This is a genomic window from Kribbella monticola (assembly GCF_003261635.1).
Lineage (GTDB): Bacteria > Actinomycetota > Actinomycetes > Propionibacteriales > Kribbellaceae > Kribbella > Kribbella monticola.
The window spans coordinates 236,145-250,705 of the sequence record NZ_QFXK01000038.1; the positions used below are offsets into that span (position 1 = coordinate 236,145).

The window sequence follows — 14,561 nt, forward strand, 5'->3', positions numbered from 1 at the left end:
CGAAAGACCGATGTCAGCAAGGCTCGCAAGATGGTGTAGCATCATCGAGCAATCTGGCCCAGTAGCGCAGTTGGTTAGCGTGCCGCCCTGTCACGGCGGAGGTCGCGGGTTCGAGTCCCGTCTGGGTCGCCAGGAGAGAAGTGGCGGCGGGTGTCCACACACCGCCGCCATATTTTCTCTCCCGGTCAGGTAGCTCAGCTGGTAGAGCGTCCGCCTGAAAAGCGGAAGGTCGGCGGTTCGAGACCGCCCCTGACCACCTCTCTCACCTGCGGTTTCTCGCTCTGAGAACCGCCGATCCTCCCGCTAGTCCAGCAACAGGTCCAGCAACGTCTATCCGGCGACCGCCTCAGCGAGCTGATCCAGCGCCTTCCGCTGATCCTCCATCGATGCGTGAGCGTAGATCGCCATCGTCACCTGCACGTCCGCGTGACCCACGATCGCCTGCACGATGTGCGGGGGCACCTTGAGTCGTAGGAGCAAGGTCACACACGAGTGCCGGAGATCGTGGAAGCGCATCTCCCCCAGCCCGGCCGCCTCGCGCAGCGGGTACCACGCCCGCCGCAGGTTGTCCGGCTCGATCGCCGAACCGATCTCGGTCGTGAACACGTACCCGGTATCCACCCACTTCTGCCCGGCCGCCAGCCGCTCTTTCGCCTGCAAAGCCTTGTGGGTCCTCAGCGCGTCTAGGCACACATCGATCAGCGGCACCGTCCGTCGAGACGTCTTCGTCTTTGGCGTCACGGCCCGCAGCGCCCCGTCAACGCGCTGCAAGGTTCGGCGGACCGTGAGCGTCTTCTCGGCCCAGTCGATGTCTTCCCATTTCAGCCCGAGCAACTCACCTCGTCGTAGGCCCATGAACAGCGCCAGCACGAACAACGCGTGCAGCCGCGTCGGCTTCGCCTCCTTCAGCAACAGCCGGGCCTGTTCCTCGGTCGCTCCCCGGTTCGTGTCGTACTGCGCGCCCTCGACCTGGACCAGCTTGGCCACGTTCCGCTGCAAAACCTCCTCCCTCACCGCGGCCTGCAGCGCATTCCTCAGAACGGCATGCACCTGCTCCACGAGCCGATCTGAGGGGAATCGCTCGCAGCACTGTCCAATAGCGCAGCATTTCGCCTTGTCGCCGCGCCGTTCGTCGTATCCATGCCTGCAACACAGGCAGGTGTTCCGCACTCGCTTCATGAGTACCCGAACGTCGGCACCGGTCAGTTTGTGCAGCTTCTTCCGGCCGATGTGCGGGATGAGATGCACCCGCGCCACCACGTCGTACCCCTGGTGAGTCTTGGGCTTCCTCGTGGGTTTCACGATGTGTTTCAGCCAGTAGGTGAGATAGGCGTCGACGTACCAGTTCGTCGCCTCAGCCGGGATTCCCTTATCCGACTTGGATTGCAGGTCTCGTAGCTTGCGAATCACCACATCCTTGGACTTGTTGGAGACCTCCCTCCGTCGGGTGGTGCCGTCGGCCATCAGCAGGTACGCCGATCCAACCCACAGTCCCCTGCTGCTGCGGTAGTAGATCGACCCCTCGCCATTGGATGCCTTCATGCTGCGGTCTCCTCCTCCAGGAGTTGGATTGCCTCTTCCAGAGCCGAGACCCGCACCAACCGGCGAGCGCCGATCTTCACGGTCTTCAGCTTCCGAGTACGGATCAGGTCGTAGAGAGTTGAGCGGTGAATTCCGAGCCGAGCGGCGGCATCCTCGGTGGTGATCAGCAGCCGTTCTGCGTCAGCAATCTGAACCGTCGTCATGTCGCGTGGAGCTCCGTTCTGTCCGGCCGTACTCATGCGGTCGCTCGGTCGTCGGTCATGTCGGGTACAGCTCGGGGGACCCAAGGCGTACCAGCCGTACCAGCCTCGTTTTCCCTGGTCAGGGTCGAAGAGGCTTGAGTGCGTGGTACGGCTTGAGCCGTACCAGGGGTGGAAGCCTCGTTGGGGCTGACCTGCGATAACGAGGCTGGTACGGCTGGTACGGCTTCCCCGTCGGAGGGTTTGGGCTCAGGGCAGTAGCGGTTCCAGGCGTCGGTGAAGGCGCTGCGGTAGTAGCCCTTGGCTTGCCCGGTCGGGAACCGGATGGTCTCGCTGTGGATCTCGAAGTCGCGCAGCAGGTTGCCCATCCGCATCGCGGTGAGTCCGGCTTTGCCGATGGTCGCCCAGGGCGCTTCGGGGTTGCTGTGCAGCCGCTTCAGCAGCTCACCGGTGGGGAGTGCGTCGGCGTCTTGGAACGCGGTACGGCAGTCGATCAGGAGCCGGGTCGGTGTGGAGGTTTCGTCGCCCGCGTCGCGGTCGCTGGTGAGCGCTACGGCGGCCTTCCGGGCGGCCCGGGGCCAGTCTCCGCCTGCTAGGTCGGCAACGGCGATCATCGGTTCCCAGGTGTCGGCGGCGCGGTCTTCGAGCGGCATGTCGGGTGCGGCCTTGGTCAGCTCGATCACCTGCGGTGCGAGCCACTGGTTCAGGAGCTGGCGCAGCTCGTCCAGCTCGGGACCGTCACGCCGAACCCGGTACGGGGCGACCTGTTCGCCGGGTGCGCGGCGCCGCATCCGGATGACGGCGGCGCGGTCCTCGATCGTGTCCGGCATGGCGCCGATGCCCGCGAGGGCTGCCATCGCGAACGTCTGGATCTTCTCCACCGACCGCGACCCGGCGTCGTACCGCAGCGCCGGACGGCCGCGCTGGTGTCCCGCGTTGAGCAGTCCGCGTAGGTCTTCGTTTTCTCCTGCCTTGGGTCCAAAGATCGTGTCGGCTTCATCGATCAGCAGCGTCGGCGGGTCGGACGGTGCCATGCCGATCGAGCGATAGACCGCCGACGGCGACGCGTTCACGGTCATCAGCGGCCGGTGGCACAGCGCCTCCACCATGTCCAGCAGCCGCGACTTCCCGCACCGCCGCTCGGGGGCGCGGATCACCAGCCGGGGCGCGCAGTTCCATGCCTTCACCGCATGGGTCGCGGCGATCCACAGCACCACGGCAATCAGCGCGGACGGACTGGGGAGGATCACGTACCGGGTGATTGCGGCGGCCACGTCGTCCAGAAGCCGGGCACCGTCGATCGACTCCCTCTGATCGGTGGTCTCGGAGGTCATGCAGCAATCCCTTCGTCATGGAAGCCACCAGCGATAGCGGCTCGAATATCGCGGGCGGTCTGGTCAACTTGCTGGCCCACATCGGTGAGTGCGGAGATCGCGTCGTCTCGGCTGATCGCACCGGCCGCGACCATCCGCGCAACGCCCCTCGCGGCGCCGTAGAGCGTCGTTCGGCGCTTGCCCTCGGGTGCGTTGCGTACGGCGTTCAGCGTGGACGTCAGGAGGCTGTGAGGGTTGGAGATGCCCCCCGCTCGGGTGGTCCGGATCGGCCCGGCCGGGTGGGCAGTGGAATCGGCCGGCATAGGAGGCAGGCACGCTTCGATCAGCGCGCGGGGCATCTCGATCGGTTCTGCCGATCCGTCACCCCATCGGTAGGGCTGGCCGGTGCGGTGGTGGATCGACGGCGGCAGCACGACGTACCCGCCGTCAGCCTTCACATCGATCCCGGCCCGGCCTGGCATCGGGCGTGAGCCGATCTCGCGGCCGGGGTGGCGGTAGTACAGGTGAACCCCACCGGAGCCGGTACGGACCCACAGCGTGCGCGGGACGAGCTCGTGCGTCACCAGCTCCGCGAGGCTCACGCCTCCGCCGTGCGCGGGGTCCACATCGATCACCACCAACCCGGCCACGGCTCCGGTCCGTACGGCGAGCTGTCCGGCCGGGACAGCGGCGACGATCGCGGCGACGCGTTCGGGGTCTGTGGTGGCGGCGTAGAAGCCGTGGCAGGTCAGGTGCCCGCAGGTGGCCGGGTCGTGCGGGTTGTCGCGGCAGTCGTTGCAGTTGGCAACGGGCCGTTTGGAGCGACCGAGCATGAACACCGGCCAGCCGCGCTTGGCGGCAGCGACGGCGGCGGTCAGCAGGTCGTTCATCGGGATCTCCTCTCGAGGTGGACTAGGCGGCGTGCGGGTAGTTGGCGGCGTCGATGCAGTCGAGGCATCGGCCGTCTGAGGTGGGGATGCAGTAGTCGGTGACGGTCCCGCAGAGTCCGCAGGTGCGGCGGGCCTGCATCGCCTTGTCCAGGGCGTTGAGCTGCAACGGCGACGGGACTCGCGACGGTCTGGCGAGATCCAGCCGGTACAGCCAGGCCCACCGCTTCCCGTTGCGCCACACGAGCAGCGCGTACGGTTCCTGACCTCCGGGAGACATGCGCATCGCCCGGAGCTGGCGGCGGGTGGCCAGACCTGCGGGCGCCCACCGGAACTTGAACACCGGCGTTCCGTGGTAGTCCCATCCGAGGGCCTGTTGGCCGTTCCACAGCTCGATCCAGCACGACTTGGCGGGGTGCAGGCTGAGACCGTCGAGTACGGCGCTCATCGCTTGTCGGCCTTGCTGGTGGAATTCTGCCCGGCGCCCCGGACCGCGCGCATGTGGTTGATGACGTGGCGTCCGAGCCGGACTCGTAGCCCGGAGCCTTCGCACTTGCCGCAGTGTCGGTAGGCCTTGCCGAACGGGGACTTGAACTTGCCGACGCCCTTGCAGCGGCGGCACTTGCCGAACGGCCAGATCAGACAGGTGAGCAGGTAGAACGCGACAGCGACGATCACGATCAGTACGACCGTCGCGACCTGTCCAGCGGTATCGATGGTCGCGGCGAGGGTAGCGGGGGCGGCAGCGCTGTCGCTACCGTGGGTAGCGGCGGTCAGGGTGGCGGTAGCGGCGCGGGACAGCATGGTGAGCCTCCAAGGGCCGGTTTTTGGGCGTGTGGGACCGTGGCCGCGACCCGCTACCTGCGGATATACGGCCTGGTGGGAGTTGGGTTGCGGGGTAGCGGGACGGGTAGCGCGAGCGCTACCGGTAGCGTCTAGGGCGCTACCTCACCCGTCCCGCACCCTCAGTGCAGTTGATTACTCTCTGTAGATAGTCTGGTGATCAGTTGGCGCTGCCGTGGCGGGTCATCGCGGCGCGGAGATCGTCGGCGCTGACGCCCTTGCGGACCACGCCGTCGCGCTTGACGTTCACCGACGGGACACCGAGCGCGCGGGCCTGCGCGGAGATCGCCTCCGGCGTCGTGCCGTCGTACTGCTCCGGCATCTGGTTCGCCAGGCGTCCGGCGATCGTGTCCCAGTGCGCCTTGCCGTCCGGCCCCATCACGGTCAGCACGTCGGCCAGCACGTCACGGGTCGCCCGCTCCAGCGCCTCACCGGCCGCCTCACCGGTCAGCGTGCCGAGCTGCTCACGGTGCTTGCGGGCGGCGGTCAGGATCTTGTCCGCGTCGGCCGCGTCCGCGAGGAACGTGCGCACCGTGGGCGTGGCGTCGGTGACCCCGTACAGGTAGCCGACACCTCGGTACTCGTCCCCGACCGGCAGCGAGGATGCATCGAACCCCTCGGCGTAGGCGTCGCCACCGAGGACGGCTTCGGACACGATCCGGTTGCCGCACTTGAGCGCGAACCGGGTGGAGTGGTTGTCGCGGTACCGGTTGAACAACCGGCCCACGTCACCCGCGCCGACACCTGACGGCTTCTGCGAGCTGGACTCGATGATCACACCCGCCGACGGACCGACCGCCTGAATCCGCGACAGCTTCGCCGCGATCTCCTTGTTCACGGCCTGGTCTTCGGTCTCGAAGTAGACCTGGAACTCCTCCATCACCATCACCAGCACCCGCAGATCCGGGTAGCGCGGGTCACGAGCGAGTTCCTTGGTCAGCTTGCCGTCCGGGCACATCGTGACCGGCAACTTGGTCAGGACACTGTTCACCCGATCGATGTGGGCCAGCACCTCATCGAGGATCGCTTGCAGGTGCTCAATCGGGTTGTCATCGTTCGGGTTCGGGTGCGTCCCGAACACGGTCCGGTGCGCGATCTTCTTGAACCCCAGCCAGTCCGGAGAATTCTTGCCATCGACAACGACCAGCTTCACGAACGGGTCCAGCGCGGCGTGCAGGGCCACGAGCCGGGCGGCGAACGTCTTGCCCTTACGGGGCTGGGCACCGACCAGCAGCGAGTTCCACATCAGCGGCAGCCGGACCAGCGCGTCCCGCTCGTCCTTGCCGAACTTCACCGGGTCCCAGATCGACCGCGGCTTGCAGTCCAGCATGTCCGTGCGGCCCACCGGTACCGCCAGCGGGTCACGGTCGGACACGAACAACGTGTGCCGCCGCGAGCTGGTCTTGTCCGGGGTCAGGAACACCTGATTCAGGTGCACATCGAGACCGGACGCGATCTTCTCCCGCACACCCACCACATCGGACCAACTCTTGCCGTACGGCAGATCCACGACGACCTGGGAACCGGTGTTCTTGGCATCGCGGGACATGGGCGAGCCGAACCGGACCTCCTGATCGGCACGGTCGGGCTTGCCGAGACCGGCCGCGTAGTACGCCCGGAGCACGATGTCTGAGTTGAGCTTGCGGTACCGGGGAGCGACCACGGCGGTACCGAGTACGGTCTGACCTGCAGGTCTTCCGTAGTGCGCCAGCCCGGCGACCGCCGCCGCACCCGCGACCGCGAGACCAGCGGCCGGAGCCGCGTTCCACGCGATCGGCAGCCCGATCAGCAGACCCAGGTTCTGTGCCGCGAGGACCAGACCGCGCCACATGCGCGTGGCCTTGAGCTGACGGTGGATCTTCTCCCACTCCTTCAGCTCCCCGGCGTCGGCGGCCTTCTGCTCCAACTGCACCGAGTTCGGCACCCACCACCACCGCATCTGCCGACCGATCAGCCGCGACAGACCGCGACCGGCGAACCAGCCGAACTTGGTTGCATACCAAGGCGATCGGACCGCATGGAACGCGGTCACGTGGCCAGCGCGGGCCAGTGCGCGGGTGGTGGTGGCGCGTAGGTTCTGCGGGTGGAGGTGGGTCGGGATGATCGGCAGCCGCTGCCCGTCCGCGACCGGTACCGGCAGACCGGGCGTGTCTACCGGAACGATGACCTTGCCGGTGGCCGGGTCGTCGTCGGTGTCGTCCAACGCGATCTCGTAGGCGGTGTCCATGCTCTGGACCTCGTCCGGCGACAGCGGGACCAGTACGCCGGCCGTTTCCTCGGGGGCGTGCGCTGCCTCGGTTGCGGCGTCTTGTACGTCGTCGCGGCGGGCGCGGTGGGCGTCCAGGTCGATCGGGTGAGGCAGGTTGTTCATCGGCTCGGTCATGGTCAGTGGCTCCCGTTCTCGCGGGTGTGGATCAGGTGAGCTAGCGCGGCGCCCATGCCGAGCACGGCGACGGGCAGGCAGGCAACAGTGGTTGTGATCGGCCAGGGAGCGGCGGTGACGCCAGCGGCCTCTAGCAGGTGGTAGGCAACCTGCCCGAGCGCTCCGAGTGCGAGTGCGGACAGTGCGGAGACCTTGGCGAACTGCCGTGCCTTGGCCGGGACGCGGCCGGACAGCCACACCCGCAGCGCGAACGCGGCATAGGTCTCGACACCGATCGGAAGCGTGATTGCAGAGTTGATCGTGAAGCCGTCCGCGATCCCCGGCAGCGGGTGCACGACACCGAACCCGGTCAGCTCACCGAGACCGACCCAGCCGGACCAGACCGCGACGAACGCAGGCAGCGCCAGCAGCAGCACCGGCCACGACCGAACCGGGCGCATCTCGTCCCCGGTCTCAGCCCCGGTGTCCGCCGTGGGCTCGTCGGCCGGGGAGATGCCGCCGCGCCGGGTCAGCCGCGGGAACCGGCCTAGCCAGCCCGGACGAAGCGCCGGAACCGGAGCTACAGGCGCCGTGACCTGCGGAAACTCCTCCTCAACAGGCTCGGGAGCCAACTCCGCGATCGTGGTGTCAGCGGTGGTCTCGTCCGGGTCCGGCACCGAATGCAACCGGGTCTCTGGACGGGCGTCGGTGTGCTCGTCGGTCAGGGCGGCGTGTACGGCCTTGGCCTTGTCCTTGCCGATCCGCAGGTGCTTCATCAGCCGGTTCTGCGACGGAACCTCGCCCAGCTCGGCCGCGAGTCGGCGTGCGGCCGGGATCAGGTCCTCAACCGGGACCGGGTACGACGTACGCAGCGGAGTGCTCATCGCGCCTGACCTCCCGTCAGATGGCTAGCGACCCAGCCGCCCGCATGCGGCAGCGTGTCGGCGGTGTGCAAGACGTGGTCCCCGTGCCAGACGATCCACGCCGTCCCCAGCGCCGTACGGGGCGAGACGACCTGGACCAGGTCGTAACCGGCCAGCTTCCACCAGCCGAGATCGACCTGGACAAGATCAGAGACCGGCAACTCGGCAACGGCGGCGGTCATGCCACAACCTCCGTCTTCGGGTCGCGGTCGGCCAGCACGCGGGCGGTCTCGATCACGCGATGGGCGGCGCGGCGAACGCGGCGGCCGTCCAATACCGACGCGTTCGGCCCCGCGTTGATCAACGCGATCTGCGCGTCCAGGAGGTCCAGCTCAGCCGCGATCAGCGGCCACTCGCGCTCGATAGCGGCCAGCTCGGCGGCAGACGGTTCCTCGCCAGCGACGACCGACAGGTGGATGATGCTCATTGGGTTCTGCTCCTGTTCGTAGAGGGACTGGTGCAGCCCGGACGCCTCGGCGGTGCCAGCCGCCGGGGCGTCGCTCTTGTAAGCCGAACCAGAACTTGAAGCGATACCGTGTTGCGCAACACCATATGCCTTCGGCGAGAGTTGCGCAATGGAGGAGCGATACACTGGTTTGATGAGTGATCCAAGGGAAGCGCTCTCGGCCGCCACCACCAGGTACCGAGAGACCGAATCCGCCCACGAAGAGGCGCGGCAAGCAGTGCTAGCAGCCGCGTTAGCCGCTCTGCGTGCGGGAGTGACCCCTACCGAGGTCGAGCGACTCTCGCCGTTCACGTCGGCATATATCCGCCGAAAGGCCCGCGCCGAAGGGGTGCCTCCCGCGCCTCCCGGACCCAAGCGGGCCAGTTCCTGAGTGGTCGGTTCGTCCATGGCTTCAGCCTCAAGCCGAATCCGGCTATCGACGTGCACTCAGCAGGCTGCGCACTTTTGTGCGCATTACCCGACCGGGCACACGGTTCACTAGAGGGACCAGATCAACGAGGGGAAGTGCAGATGCACATCGGGGAGCGCATCGGGGCGTACCGCAAGCGACGTGGGATGTCGCAAGACGCTCTGGCGGGCCTCGTCGGAATGTCGCGGTCTTGGCTCTCACAGGTCGAGCGCGGGATTCGCGGCGTCGATCGACTGTCCACCCTGAACGACCTAGCAACCGTCTTGCGAATCGATGTTGCCGACCTGATCGGCCGCGACTGGGTCCTAGCCCCTGACGCACCAGAGCAAGTGACGGCAGTCGATGCGGTACGAAGCCAGCTCGCGAGCTACCACCACCTACTGGGCGAGCAGGCGGCTCCGTGGCCACTCCCCCAGCTCCGCACGGGAGCTGTCCAGGTCCACCAGGCATACCAGGCGGCGGAGTACCACCGCGCGACTGAGATGTTGCCCGCCTTGATCGAGGCGGCCGACGCACTCGACGGCTACCAGGGACGCGAGGACCGCGAGACGCATCTCGCTCGATGCTCGGTCTACGTGGCCGCCGCAAAGCTCCTGACCAAGGTGGGTGAGCACCAGCTCGGCTGGTTGGCCGCCGACCGCGCAACCCACGCCGCCCTCGCGGCCGACTCCAAGGCCGCGCAGGGTATGGCCGCCTATCAGGTCGTGATCGCGCTCCTGCGAAGCGAGCGCATCGACGATGCCGAGCGCGTGGCCATACGGTCCGCCGAGGGCCTCATGCCGCTGATCGGGTCCGACACGCCAGACACCGTCTCGCTCGCCGGTTCCCTGTGGCTCATCTCGTCAGTCATCGCTGCACGCCGCACCGACCGCTCCACCGCCGCGGAGCGCCTGGGTACGGCGGGGCAGCTTGCCGACCTCCTGGGCCACGACGGCAACCATTGGTGGACAGCGTTCGGGCCTACCAACGTCCAGATCCACCGCGCCTCGGTGGCATCCGAGTTCGGCGACCCGTACGACGTACTTCGGGCCGCCACCGAAATCGACTCGAGCACACTGCCGGCGGGCCTCCAGGGCCGCCGATCCCGCCTCCACATCGACCTCGCATGGGCACAAACCCAGGCGAAGAACGACATGGAAGCGATCCTCCACCTCCAGCAGGCCGAACGCGTCGCCCCCGAAGCGATCCGCTACCACACCATCGCCCGCGAGCTGGTCCGCGAACTACTCCGCCGCTCTCGCAAACCCACCCCAGCCCTTACCGCCATCGCGAACCGAGCAGGAGTCCTAGATTGACCAGCAAGACCCTCTACATCGTCGTCTGTGGCGCTCCCCTGGCATCCCGAGCCGGTGACGGTGTCCGGGCCGCCCGCGAGCACGGCTGGGACCCCTACGTCATCCCCACCGGCGCCGCTATGCCCTGGCTCGCCGACCAGGACCTAGGAGGTGCCCCTGTCATCACGGGCAACCGCACCCCAGACCAGCCGAAGCGCACCCCACCGGCCGACGCTGTCGCCGTCGTCCCCATGACGTTCAACACCCTCAACGCTTGGGCGAACGGGAACGCCCACACCTACTCGCTAACCACGCTATGCGCCGCGCTCGGGTCGCGGACGCCAACCGTCGCCGTTCCATTCGCGAAGTCCGACCTAACCGGTCATCCGGCTTGGCTCGCCTCGCTCGCAGTGCTCCGGTATGCCGGGGTTCGGATCACTGATCCGCACACCGGTTCAATCGCCACAGTCGAGCCCATCGAATCCGGCACAGGCCAGCAGGTGGCGAACGACTTCCGGTGGGAATGGGTCTTGGATCGACTTCAAGCAACCGACTCGTGATGGCTGAACCACCAACTGCGAGGACGCTGGAGTGACAATGACAGAACCTATCGACCGACTCATGGCCCTCTATGACGACCTTGAGAACGTCGCCTTCGAAGACGCCAGCGCAGATCTGGCGGGAGTTGCACACGGTTGGTACGTGCGCATCCGGCAGACCTGTCGAGCACTCCTCTTGCTCCATTCGAACGACTTCGGCGATGAGGCATCTCCACTGCGGCGGTCAATCATCGAGCACGCGGTTGCTTTGTATTGGCTCGTAGACGCCAAGGAAACAGCACTCGATGCACTTAGCCGCCAACACCAAGGACGAACAAAGTTGACGGCGGATAACCTTGGCGAGGGCTGGAGTATCACCAGGGAGGACCTCAGCCGAATCCTTGACGCCGAGATCGACCCATCACCACAGGAAACCTATCTAAAGTTCACTCATCAATGCCAGAAATATGGATTCTCAGAAATTATGGTCGCTTGGTTGACCGAAACAGCCACGTGCCATCCGAGCCTTCTAAGCGCAGAGTCGTACGTCGACGAGACAGACGGACAGAGAGTCCTGCTAAAAGACAGTAAGCGTTTCGCGGAAACCGACGTCAAGCTAGCACTGTCGATCTTCCTTCTCATTGCCTCTGGCGCTTTCAACCATCTCCTCAAGGGGCAGCCGTGGACTACTGAACTTGAGGAAATCGAGAGACAGATGACGGCAGATTAAGCAAACCAACGGGCGAGACCTATGCGAGCCAATCAGCTTCTGACACTGAGTCCCACATCCTACAGAGTCGCCTGCGCGCTCGATCCCATTAGGTGGATGGTTACGGTGCGACCTGTTTCCTCATATTGATGTAGTTCTCAATGTCATCGAATGAGGAGTAGCCTTTCGTTCGATCGATAAGCTGTGCCTCCAGGTCACCCTTTGTGTACCTGTCGGTGAAATAGACCCCGGAGAGCAGCCTTGGGGATCTAGTTGCTATGTCAAAGACGCAGGTGCCTACGTGACGACCGCTCCTATGCTGATGCGATTGCTTCGGATCATTCTCGTAGATGAAGGTCAAGCATTCGATATCAGCCCCATTGGCCTGCCACCAGAAAAACGTACGACTCCGACTAGAACTCTCCGCAGTGAATTGCCGAACATGGACCGACCAGTAGCTTTGACTGACGGTCATATACGCCGGAATGGGGCCCTTATTGCCACCGGGCGGGATGTGACTCTCAGCAGTCGGCGTCAACTCGACGCTCCAGAGGCCATCAATACGCGGTCGCCGTGTCAGGTGCTTAAACAAGGGCATCCGCCAAAGCAGCACGTCCCAGAAGGTGACCGCAATCGCGCCGAGAGCGGGTAAGACGGCAGCGAGACGCTTGAAGAAACTGTCCAATTCCACGCCGGACAGGTAAAGAATGATGCTGTAGACAATTCCGACAGCCAGTATCGCCAGACGCACGGGTGCGGTCGGCCGCGTCACCAGTCAGTCCCCGTACCCGAGATAACTCCAGGTTTCCGCGATAAGCTTTTTACCGTCTTCCACGGACCATTTTTGGGCGCCCTTGAATAACCACTTTAGCTCATTAGGTTCCTGCCACGTATCGAACGCCGTCCCATCATTAAGGTCGCCATACAAATCGACTAACGTCTGAGAGAACCCATCGCTCAGACTGGAGCCATACTTCAAGCTGTAGTTTGACGCGTTGTAGACAAGACATTCCATGAAATAAGAAGGCAAGTCCGAAATATTCCCCGCCGCCACCAAGACGTTCTCCGCGTTCTTCAAGGCCCTCACGAACCTCTTGTAGCGACCGCCCGTGAGGTTGTTCTTCGCAACGCCGTTGTCATACTGCTGCTGCGGCCAGTTGACAATCTTGGTTTCCGTATCGCGTGTGAACACACAACTGCCGACGTGATAGTTGCTCTGATCGGCCGAGTCGTATCGGTGATACTCGAAACTCGGGACAACGTCAGTACTCGGCCGACTCCCAAGTTTCTCGGAGATCTCAATCGCTATCTTTCCGGAACTGTCAACCTCCGACGCCCCGAAGTAGTTCTCCAATGCCTGTCGAATCGCCGTTCGCCACGTAGTCGGGTTCCAGGATCCTGTGTAGGAGTCTGACTTGGATTCTGGAGTCACGCCCGGGAAATAGTCGTAATATACGCATTCATAGAGTTCTACGACAACGTCGACGTCACTGTCGCGCCGAACGTTTGTATTGTTCCGATAGCTTCCCTTGGTGTAGATGCGGTGGCGACTACGTTTCAGCTGGTCACTTGCACTGACAGCGTTCTTGACCATCCGCTCAGCGCGTTCCTGCTGATCTTGCTCGCTGTCACTGGATGGCTTGATCCATTGAGTCAAGAGCGCTTCACGTTCTTTAGCCGACAATCCCATTACAACTTCCCCCAGACGATGAATACCGTGCCAGATCCCCCTGGCGTCTGCCAATCCTCGACCGATTGAGCGCTACATGGCAAGGGCCAAGGCGGCCCCGTATCCCATGGCGCGCGGTCGAGGCCTAGCGGTTCGCGTCACTGACTCCCCCTGCGAGCCGCCGCGAATCGGCCGGGCACGCCAGCGGCCGCCCCGTCCAGCAGTTAGTCCAGCAACAGCCAGCACCTGGCACATGAGTGTTCCGTCAGCGAACGACACGGTAGAACGGCGCTGCGAGCCCGGACGAGATCGTCTGTCGAACTGAAAAGCGGAAGGTCGGCGGTTCGAGACCGCCCCTGACCACCTCGTCTCCCTCCGCTCCGGCCGAGGGCTTTTCTTTCCCACGCGCGCTCCGCAACCGCTCCTCCGTCGCGGTCACTACGCCCGCTCCCGCCCACCCGGCCTCTCTTGCGGCTACGCCGCGACTTCGGGCTAACCGCCCACCCACGACCGCCTCGCCGCCACTCGCGCCGCCCGGTGAGCCTGGTCACTCTCGGATCGCCCAGAGCAATCGCCCACGCCACCTCCAACTCGGCGCTCGTCTCGCCGCGTCCGCGATGAAGCCCCCAGGACCCCGGTAGGCCGATGTTCCCCCTGGCCCGGCGAGAACCACGAGCCTTCGGAGACACCCGCAGCCGCCGCGCCCGCAATGCCGGCCGAGCTGGCAGGCGTTACCGCGATCTTCACCAGCCGTACCGAGTTCTCCCACGAGGTGCCGTCGACCAAGCTGTTCGACGCCGCAATGAGCCTGGACGCGATGGGTCTGTCTCTGAATCTGATCTGCCAGCAGTACCCCGACCTCAAGTTCCGGGTCTGCTCCGACACGCCTCGGTCCGGCTGCTCTTCCTCGAGCCGGACGGCGACTCGATCAAACGCCGCAACATCGAAGATGGCCAACTGAGCCAACTGGAGGAATAGTCATCGAGCTTCCGCTCGGCCAGTCGTTGTCAGCCGAGCGGCCTGGCGGGACGAGCAACAGTGGCGAATTCATCAAGTAGAGCGGACTAGAGAGGCGCTGGTCCAGAGAACCAAAGAGCTCGACGTCATCGAGGAACCTAAGCGCAGAGCTAGGGGAACTCGTACGAGCGCCGGTTGCTCACCGCTCAAAGCGATGAGAGTGTGCCACGGGAGGTGGGCGCATCCAGCTTCGGAAGCCGCTAACGATGGGGCAAAGCGCACCGGCCTAAAGGTCTCTGCGGCAGCGTGAAAGCCGGGTCGCAGTTCCTCCCGGCCCTCATGCTGTGTTCTGGCCGGTGATCAGCCTCGGGCTTGTCGCTTCCGGCTGAATACTGACCCTCTGGTTCCGGCGGAATTCTGACCCACCCATGACGATCATGAGGTGTTGAACGTGGAGGACTGGGCGGA

16 protein-coding genes and 2 tRNA genes are annotated in these 14,561 nt (G+C 65.0%); 6 read left to right on the forward strand and 12 right to left on the reverse strand.

Translation table 11 applies throughout. From position 1 onward, the window contains the following. Positions 1-55 precede the first annotated feature (55 nt). A tRNA-Asp gene (locus tag DIZ26_RS31305) sits at positions 56-132 on the forward strand. A 51-nt stretch (positions 133-183) separates the two neighbouring features. Next, a tRNA-Phe gene (locus tag DIZ26_RS31310) sits at positions 184-256 on the forward strand. Positions 257-330: 74 nt separating this feature from the next. Here the strand turns inward: DIZ26_RS31310 and DIZ26_RS31315 are convergent. The 10 genes from DIZ26_RS31315 to DIZ26_RS31360 form a co-directional block, all read right to left on the reverse strand. After that, positions 331-1,542 carry a tyrosine-type recombinase/integrase gene (locus DIZ26_RS31315; RefSeq protein WP_112248081.1) on the reverse strand — a complete coding sequence of 404 codons (1,212 nt, stop codon included), beginning with the start codon at positions 1,540-1,542 and terminating at the stop codon, positions 331-333. Then, positions 1,539-1,745 (reverse strand): helix-turn-helix domain-containing protein, encoded by a 207-nt coding sequence (locus tag DIZ26_RS31320; protein ID WP_112248083.1) that lies wholly within the window; start codon positions 1,743-1,745, stop codon positions 1,539-1,541. The genes DIZ26_RS31315 and DIZ26_RS31320 overlap by 4 nt, the downstream gene beginning before the upstream one ends. Before the next feature lie 32 nt (positions 1,746-1,777). Continuing rightward, positions 1,778-3,076: a DUF3631 domain-containing protein gene (locus DIZ26_RS31325; RefSeq protein ID WP_112248085.1), complete on the reverse strand. Its 1,299-nt coding sequence runs from the start codon at positions 3,074-3,076 to the stop codon at positions 1,778-1,780. Next, positions 3,073-3,945: a bifunctional DNA primase/polymerase gene (locus DIZ26_RS31330; protein ID WP_112248087.1), complete on the reverse strand. Its 873-nt coding sequence runs from the start codon at positions 3,943-3,945 to the stop codon at positions 3,073-3,075. Before DIZ26_RS31330 ends, DIZ26_RS31325 begins: the two co-directional genes overlap by 4 nt. A 22-nt stretch (positions 3,946-3,967) precedes the next feature. Continuing rightward, positions 3,968-4,390 (reverse strand): RRQRL motif-containing zinc-binding protein, encoded by a 423-nt coding sequence (locus DIZ26_RS31335; protein ID WP_112248089.1) that lies wholly within the window; start codon positions 4,388-4,390, stop codon positions 3,968-3,970. Then, a complete protein-coding gene (locus DIZ26_RS31340) occupies positions 4,387-4,746 on the reverse strand; it encodes a hypothetical protein (RefSeq protein WP_112248091.1) in 360 nt (119 codons plus the stop codon). Before DIZ26_RS31340 ends, DIZ26_RS31335 begins: the two co-directional genes overlap by 4 nt. Before the next feature lie 199 nt (positions 4,747-4,945). Beyond that, a complete protein-coding gene (locus tag DIZ26_RS31345) occupies positions 4,946-7,168 on the reverse strand; it encodes a cell division protein FtsK (protein WP_112248093.1) in 2,223 nt (740 codons plus the stop codon). 2 nt (positions 7,169-7,170) lie between these two features. Further along, positions 7,171-8,031, reverse strand: coding sequence for an ABC transporter permease (locus tag DIZ26_RS31350; RefSeq protein WP_112248095.1), 861 nt, complete (start codon positions 8,029-8,031; stop codon positions 7,171-7,173). Continuing rightward, the gene (locus DIZ26_RS31355; RefSeq protein ID WP_112248097.1) at positions 8,028-8,252 is read right to left on the reverse strand and encodes a hypothetical protein; all 225 of its coding nucleotides are present in this window, start codon (positions 8,250-8,252) and stop codon (positions 8,028-8,030) included. Before DIZ26_RS31355 ends, DIZ26_RS31350 begins: the two co-directional genes overlap by 4 nt. Continuing rightward, the gene (locus tag DIZ26_RS31360; protein ID WP_112248099.1) at positions 8,249-8,497 is read right to left on the reverse strand and encodes a DUF6284 family protein; all 249 of its coding nucleotides are present in this window, start codon (positions 8,495-8,497) and stop codon (positions 8,249-8,251) included. Before DIZ26_RS31360 ends, DIZ26_RS31355 begins: the two co-directional genes overlap by 4 nt. A 549-nt stretch (positions 8,498-9,046) precedes the next feature. On the opposite strand from DIZ26_RS31360, the gene DIZ26_RS31365 reads away from it, so the two are divergent. From DIZ26_RS31365 to DIZ26_RS31375, 3 genes are all read left to right on the forward strand, one after another. Continuing rightward, positions 9,047-10,240 (forward strand): helix-turn-helix domain-containing protein, encoded by a 1,194-nt coding sequence (locus DIZ26_RS31365; RefSeq protein WP_232828734.1) that lies wholly within the window; start codon positions 9,047-9,049, stop codon positions 10,238-10,240. Further along, the gene (locus DIZ26_RS31370; protein WP_157979866.1) at positions 10,237-10,779 is read left to right on the forward strand and encodes a flavoprotein; all 543 of its coding nucleotides are present in this window, start codon (positions 10,237-10,239) and stop codon (positions 10,777-10,779) included. Before DIZ26_RS31365 ends, DIZ26_RS31370 begins: the two co-directional genes overlap by 4 nt. Before the next feature lie 61 nt (positions 10,780-10,840). After that, entirely contained in the window at positions 10,841-11,488 is a 648-nt protein-coding gene (locus DIZ26_RS31375) for a DUF5677 domain-containing protein (protein WP_112248103.1), read from the forward strand. A gap of 100 nt (positions 11,489-11,588) precedes the next feature. On the opposite strand, the gene DIZ26_RS31380 is transcribed toward DIZ26_RS31375, so the two are convergent. Together DIZ26_RS31380 and DIZ26_RS37625 are read right to left on the reverse strand one after the other, a co-directional pair. Continuing rightward, a complete protein-coding gene (locus DIZ26_RS31380; protein ID WP_157979867.1) occupies positions 11,589-12,239 on the reverse strand; it encodes a Cap15 family cyclic dinucleotide receptor domain-containing protein in 651 nt (216 codons plus the stop codon). Between the two features lie 3 nt (positions 12,240-12,242). Beyond that, positions 12,243-13,157 carry a nucleotidyltransferase domain-containing protein gene (locus DIZ26_RS37625; RefSeq protein ID WP_157979868.1) on the reverse strand — a complete coding sequence of 305 codons (915 nt, stop codon included), beginning with the start codon at positions 13,155-13,157 and terminating at the stop codon, positions 12,243-12,245. 688 nt (positions 13,158-13,845) lie between these two features. Between DIZ26_RS37625 and DIZ26_RS31390 the strand changes: the two genes are divergently transcribed. Next, entirely contained in the window at positions 13,846-14,097 is a 252-nt protein-coding gene (locus DIZ26_RS31390) for a hypothetical protein (RefSeq protein WP_112248110.1), read from the forward strand. Positions 14,098-14,561 lie beyond the last annotated feature (464 nt).

Bases quoted from the DNA above. Each gene is read 5' to 3' on its own strand.
- DIZ26_RS31355 (WP_112248097.1), bottom strand. From the start codon at position 8,252: ATGACCGCCGCCGTTGCCGAGTTGCCGGTCTCTGATCTTGTCCAGGTC.
- DIZ26_RS37625 (WP_157979868.1), bottom strand. From the start codon at position 13,157: ATGGGATTGTCGGCTAAAGAACGTGAAGCGCTCTTGACTCAATGGATC.
- DIZ26_RS31315 (WP_112248081.1), bottom strand. From the start codon at position 1,542: ATGAAGGCATCCAATGGCGAGGGGTCGATCTACTACCGCAGCAGCAGG.
- DIZ26_RS31360 (WP_112248099.1), bottom strand. From the start codon at position 8,497: ATGAGCATCATCCACCTGTCGGTCGTCGCTGGCGAGGAACCGTCTGCC.
- DIZ26_RS31320 (WP_112248083.1), bottom strand. From the start codon at position 1,745: ATGACGACGGTTCAGATTGCTGACGCAGAACGGCTGCTGATCACCACC.
- DIZ26_RS31350 (WP_112248095.1), bottom strand. From the start codon at position 8,031: ATGAGCACTCCGCTGCGTACGTCGTACCCGGTCCCGGTTGAGGACCTG.
- DIZ26_RS31330 (WP_112248087.1), bottom strand. From the start codon at position 3,945: ATGAACGACCTGCTGACCGCCGCCGTCGCTGCCGCCAAGCGCGGCTGG.
- DIZ26_RS31340 (WP_112248091.1), bottom strand. From the start codon at position 4,746: ATGCTGTCCCGCGCCGCTACCGCCACCCTGACCGCCGCTACCCACGGT.
- DIZ26_RS31390 (WP_112248110.1), top strand. From the start codon at position 13,846: ATGCCGGCCGAGCTGGCAGGCGTTACCGCGATCTTCACCAGCCGTACC.
- DIZ26_RS31365 (WP_232828734.1), top strand. From the start codon at position 9,047: ATGCACATCGGGGAGCGCATCGGGGCGTACCGCAAGCGACGTGGGATG.
- DIZ26_RS31335 (WP_112248089.1), bottom strand. From the start codon at position 4,390: ATGAGCGCCGTACTCGACGGTCTCAGCCTGCACCCCGCCAAGTCGTGC.
- DIZ26_RS31375 (WP_112248103.1), top strand. From the start codon at position 10,841: ATGGCCCTCTATGACGACCTTGAGAACGTCGCCTTCGAAGACGCCAGC.
- DIZ26_RS31325 (WP_112248085.1), bottom strand. From the start codon at position 3,076: ATGACCTCCGAGACCACCGATCAGAGGGAGTCGATCGACGGTGCCCGG.
- DIZ26_RS31345 (WP_112248093.1), bottom strand. From the start codon at position 7,168: ATGACCGAGCCGATGAACAACCTGCCTCACCCGATCGACCTGGACGCC.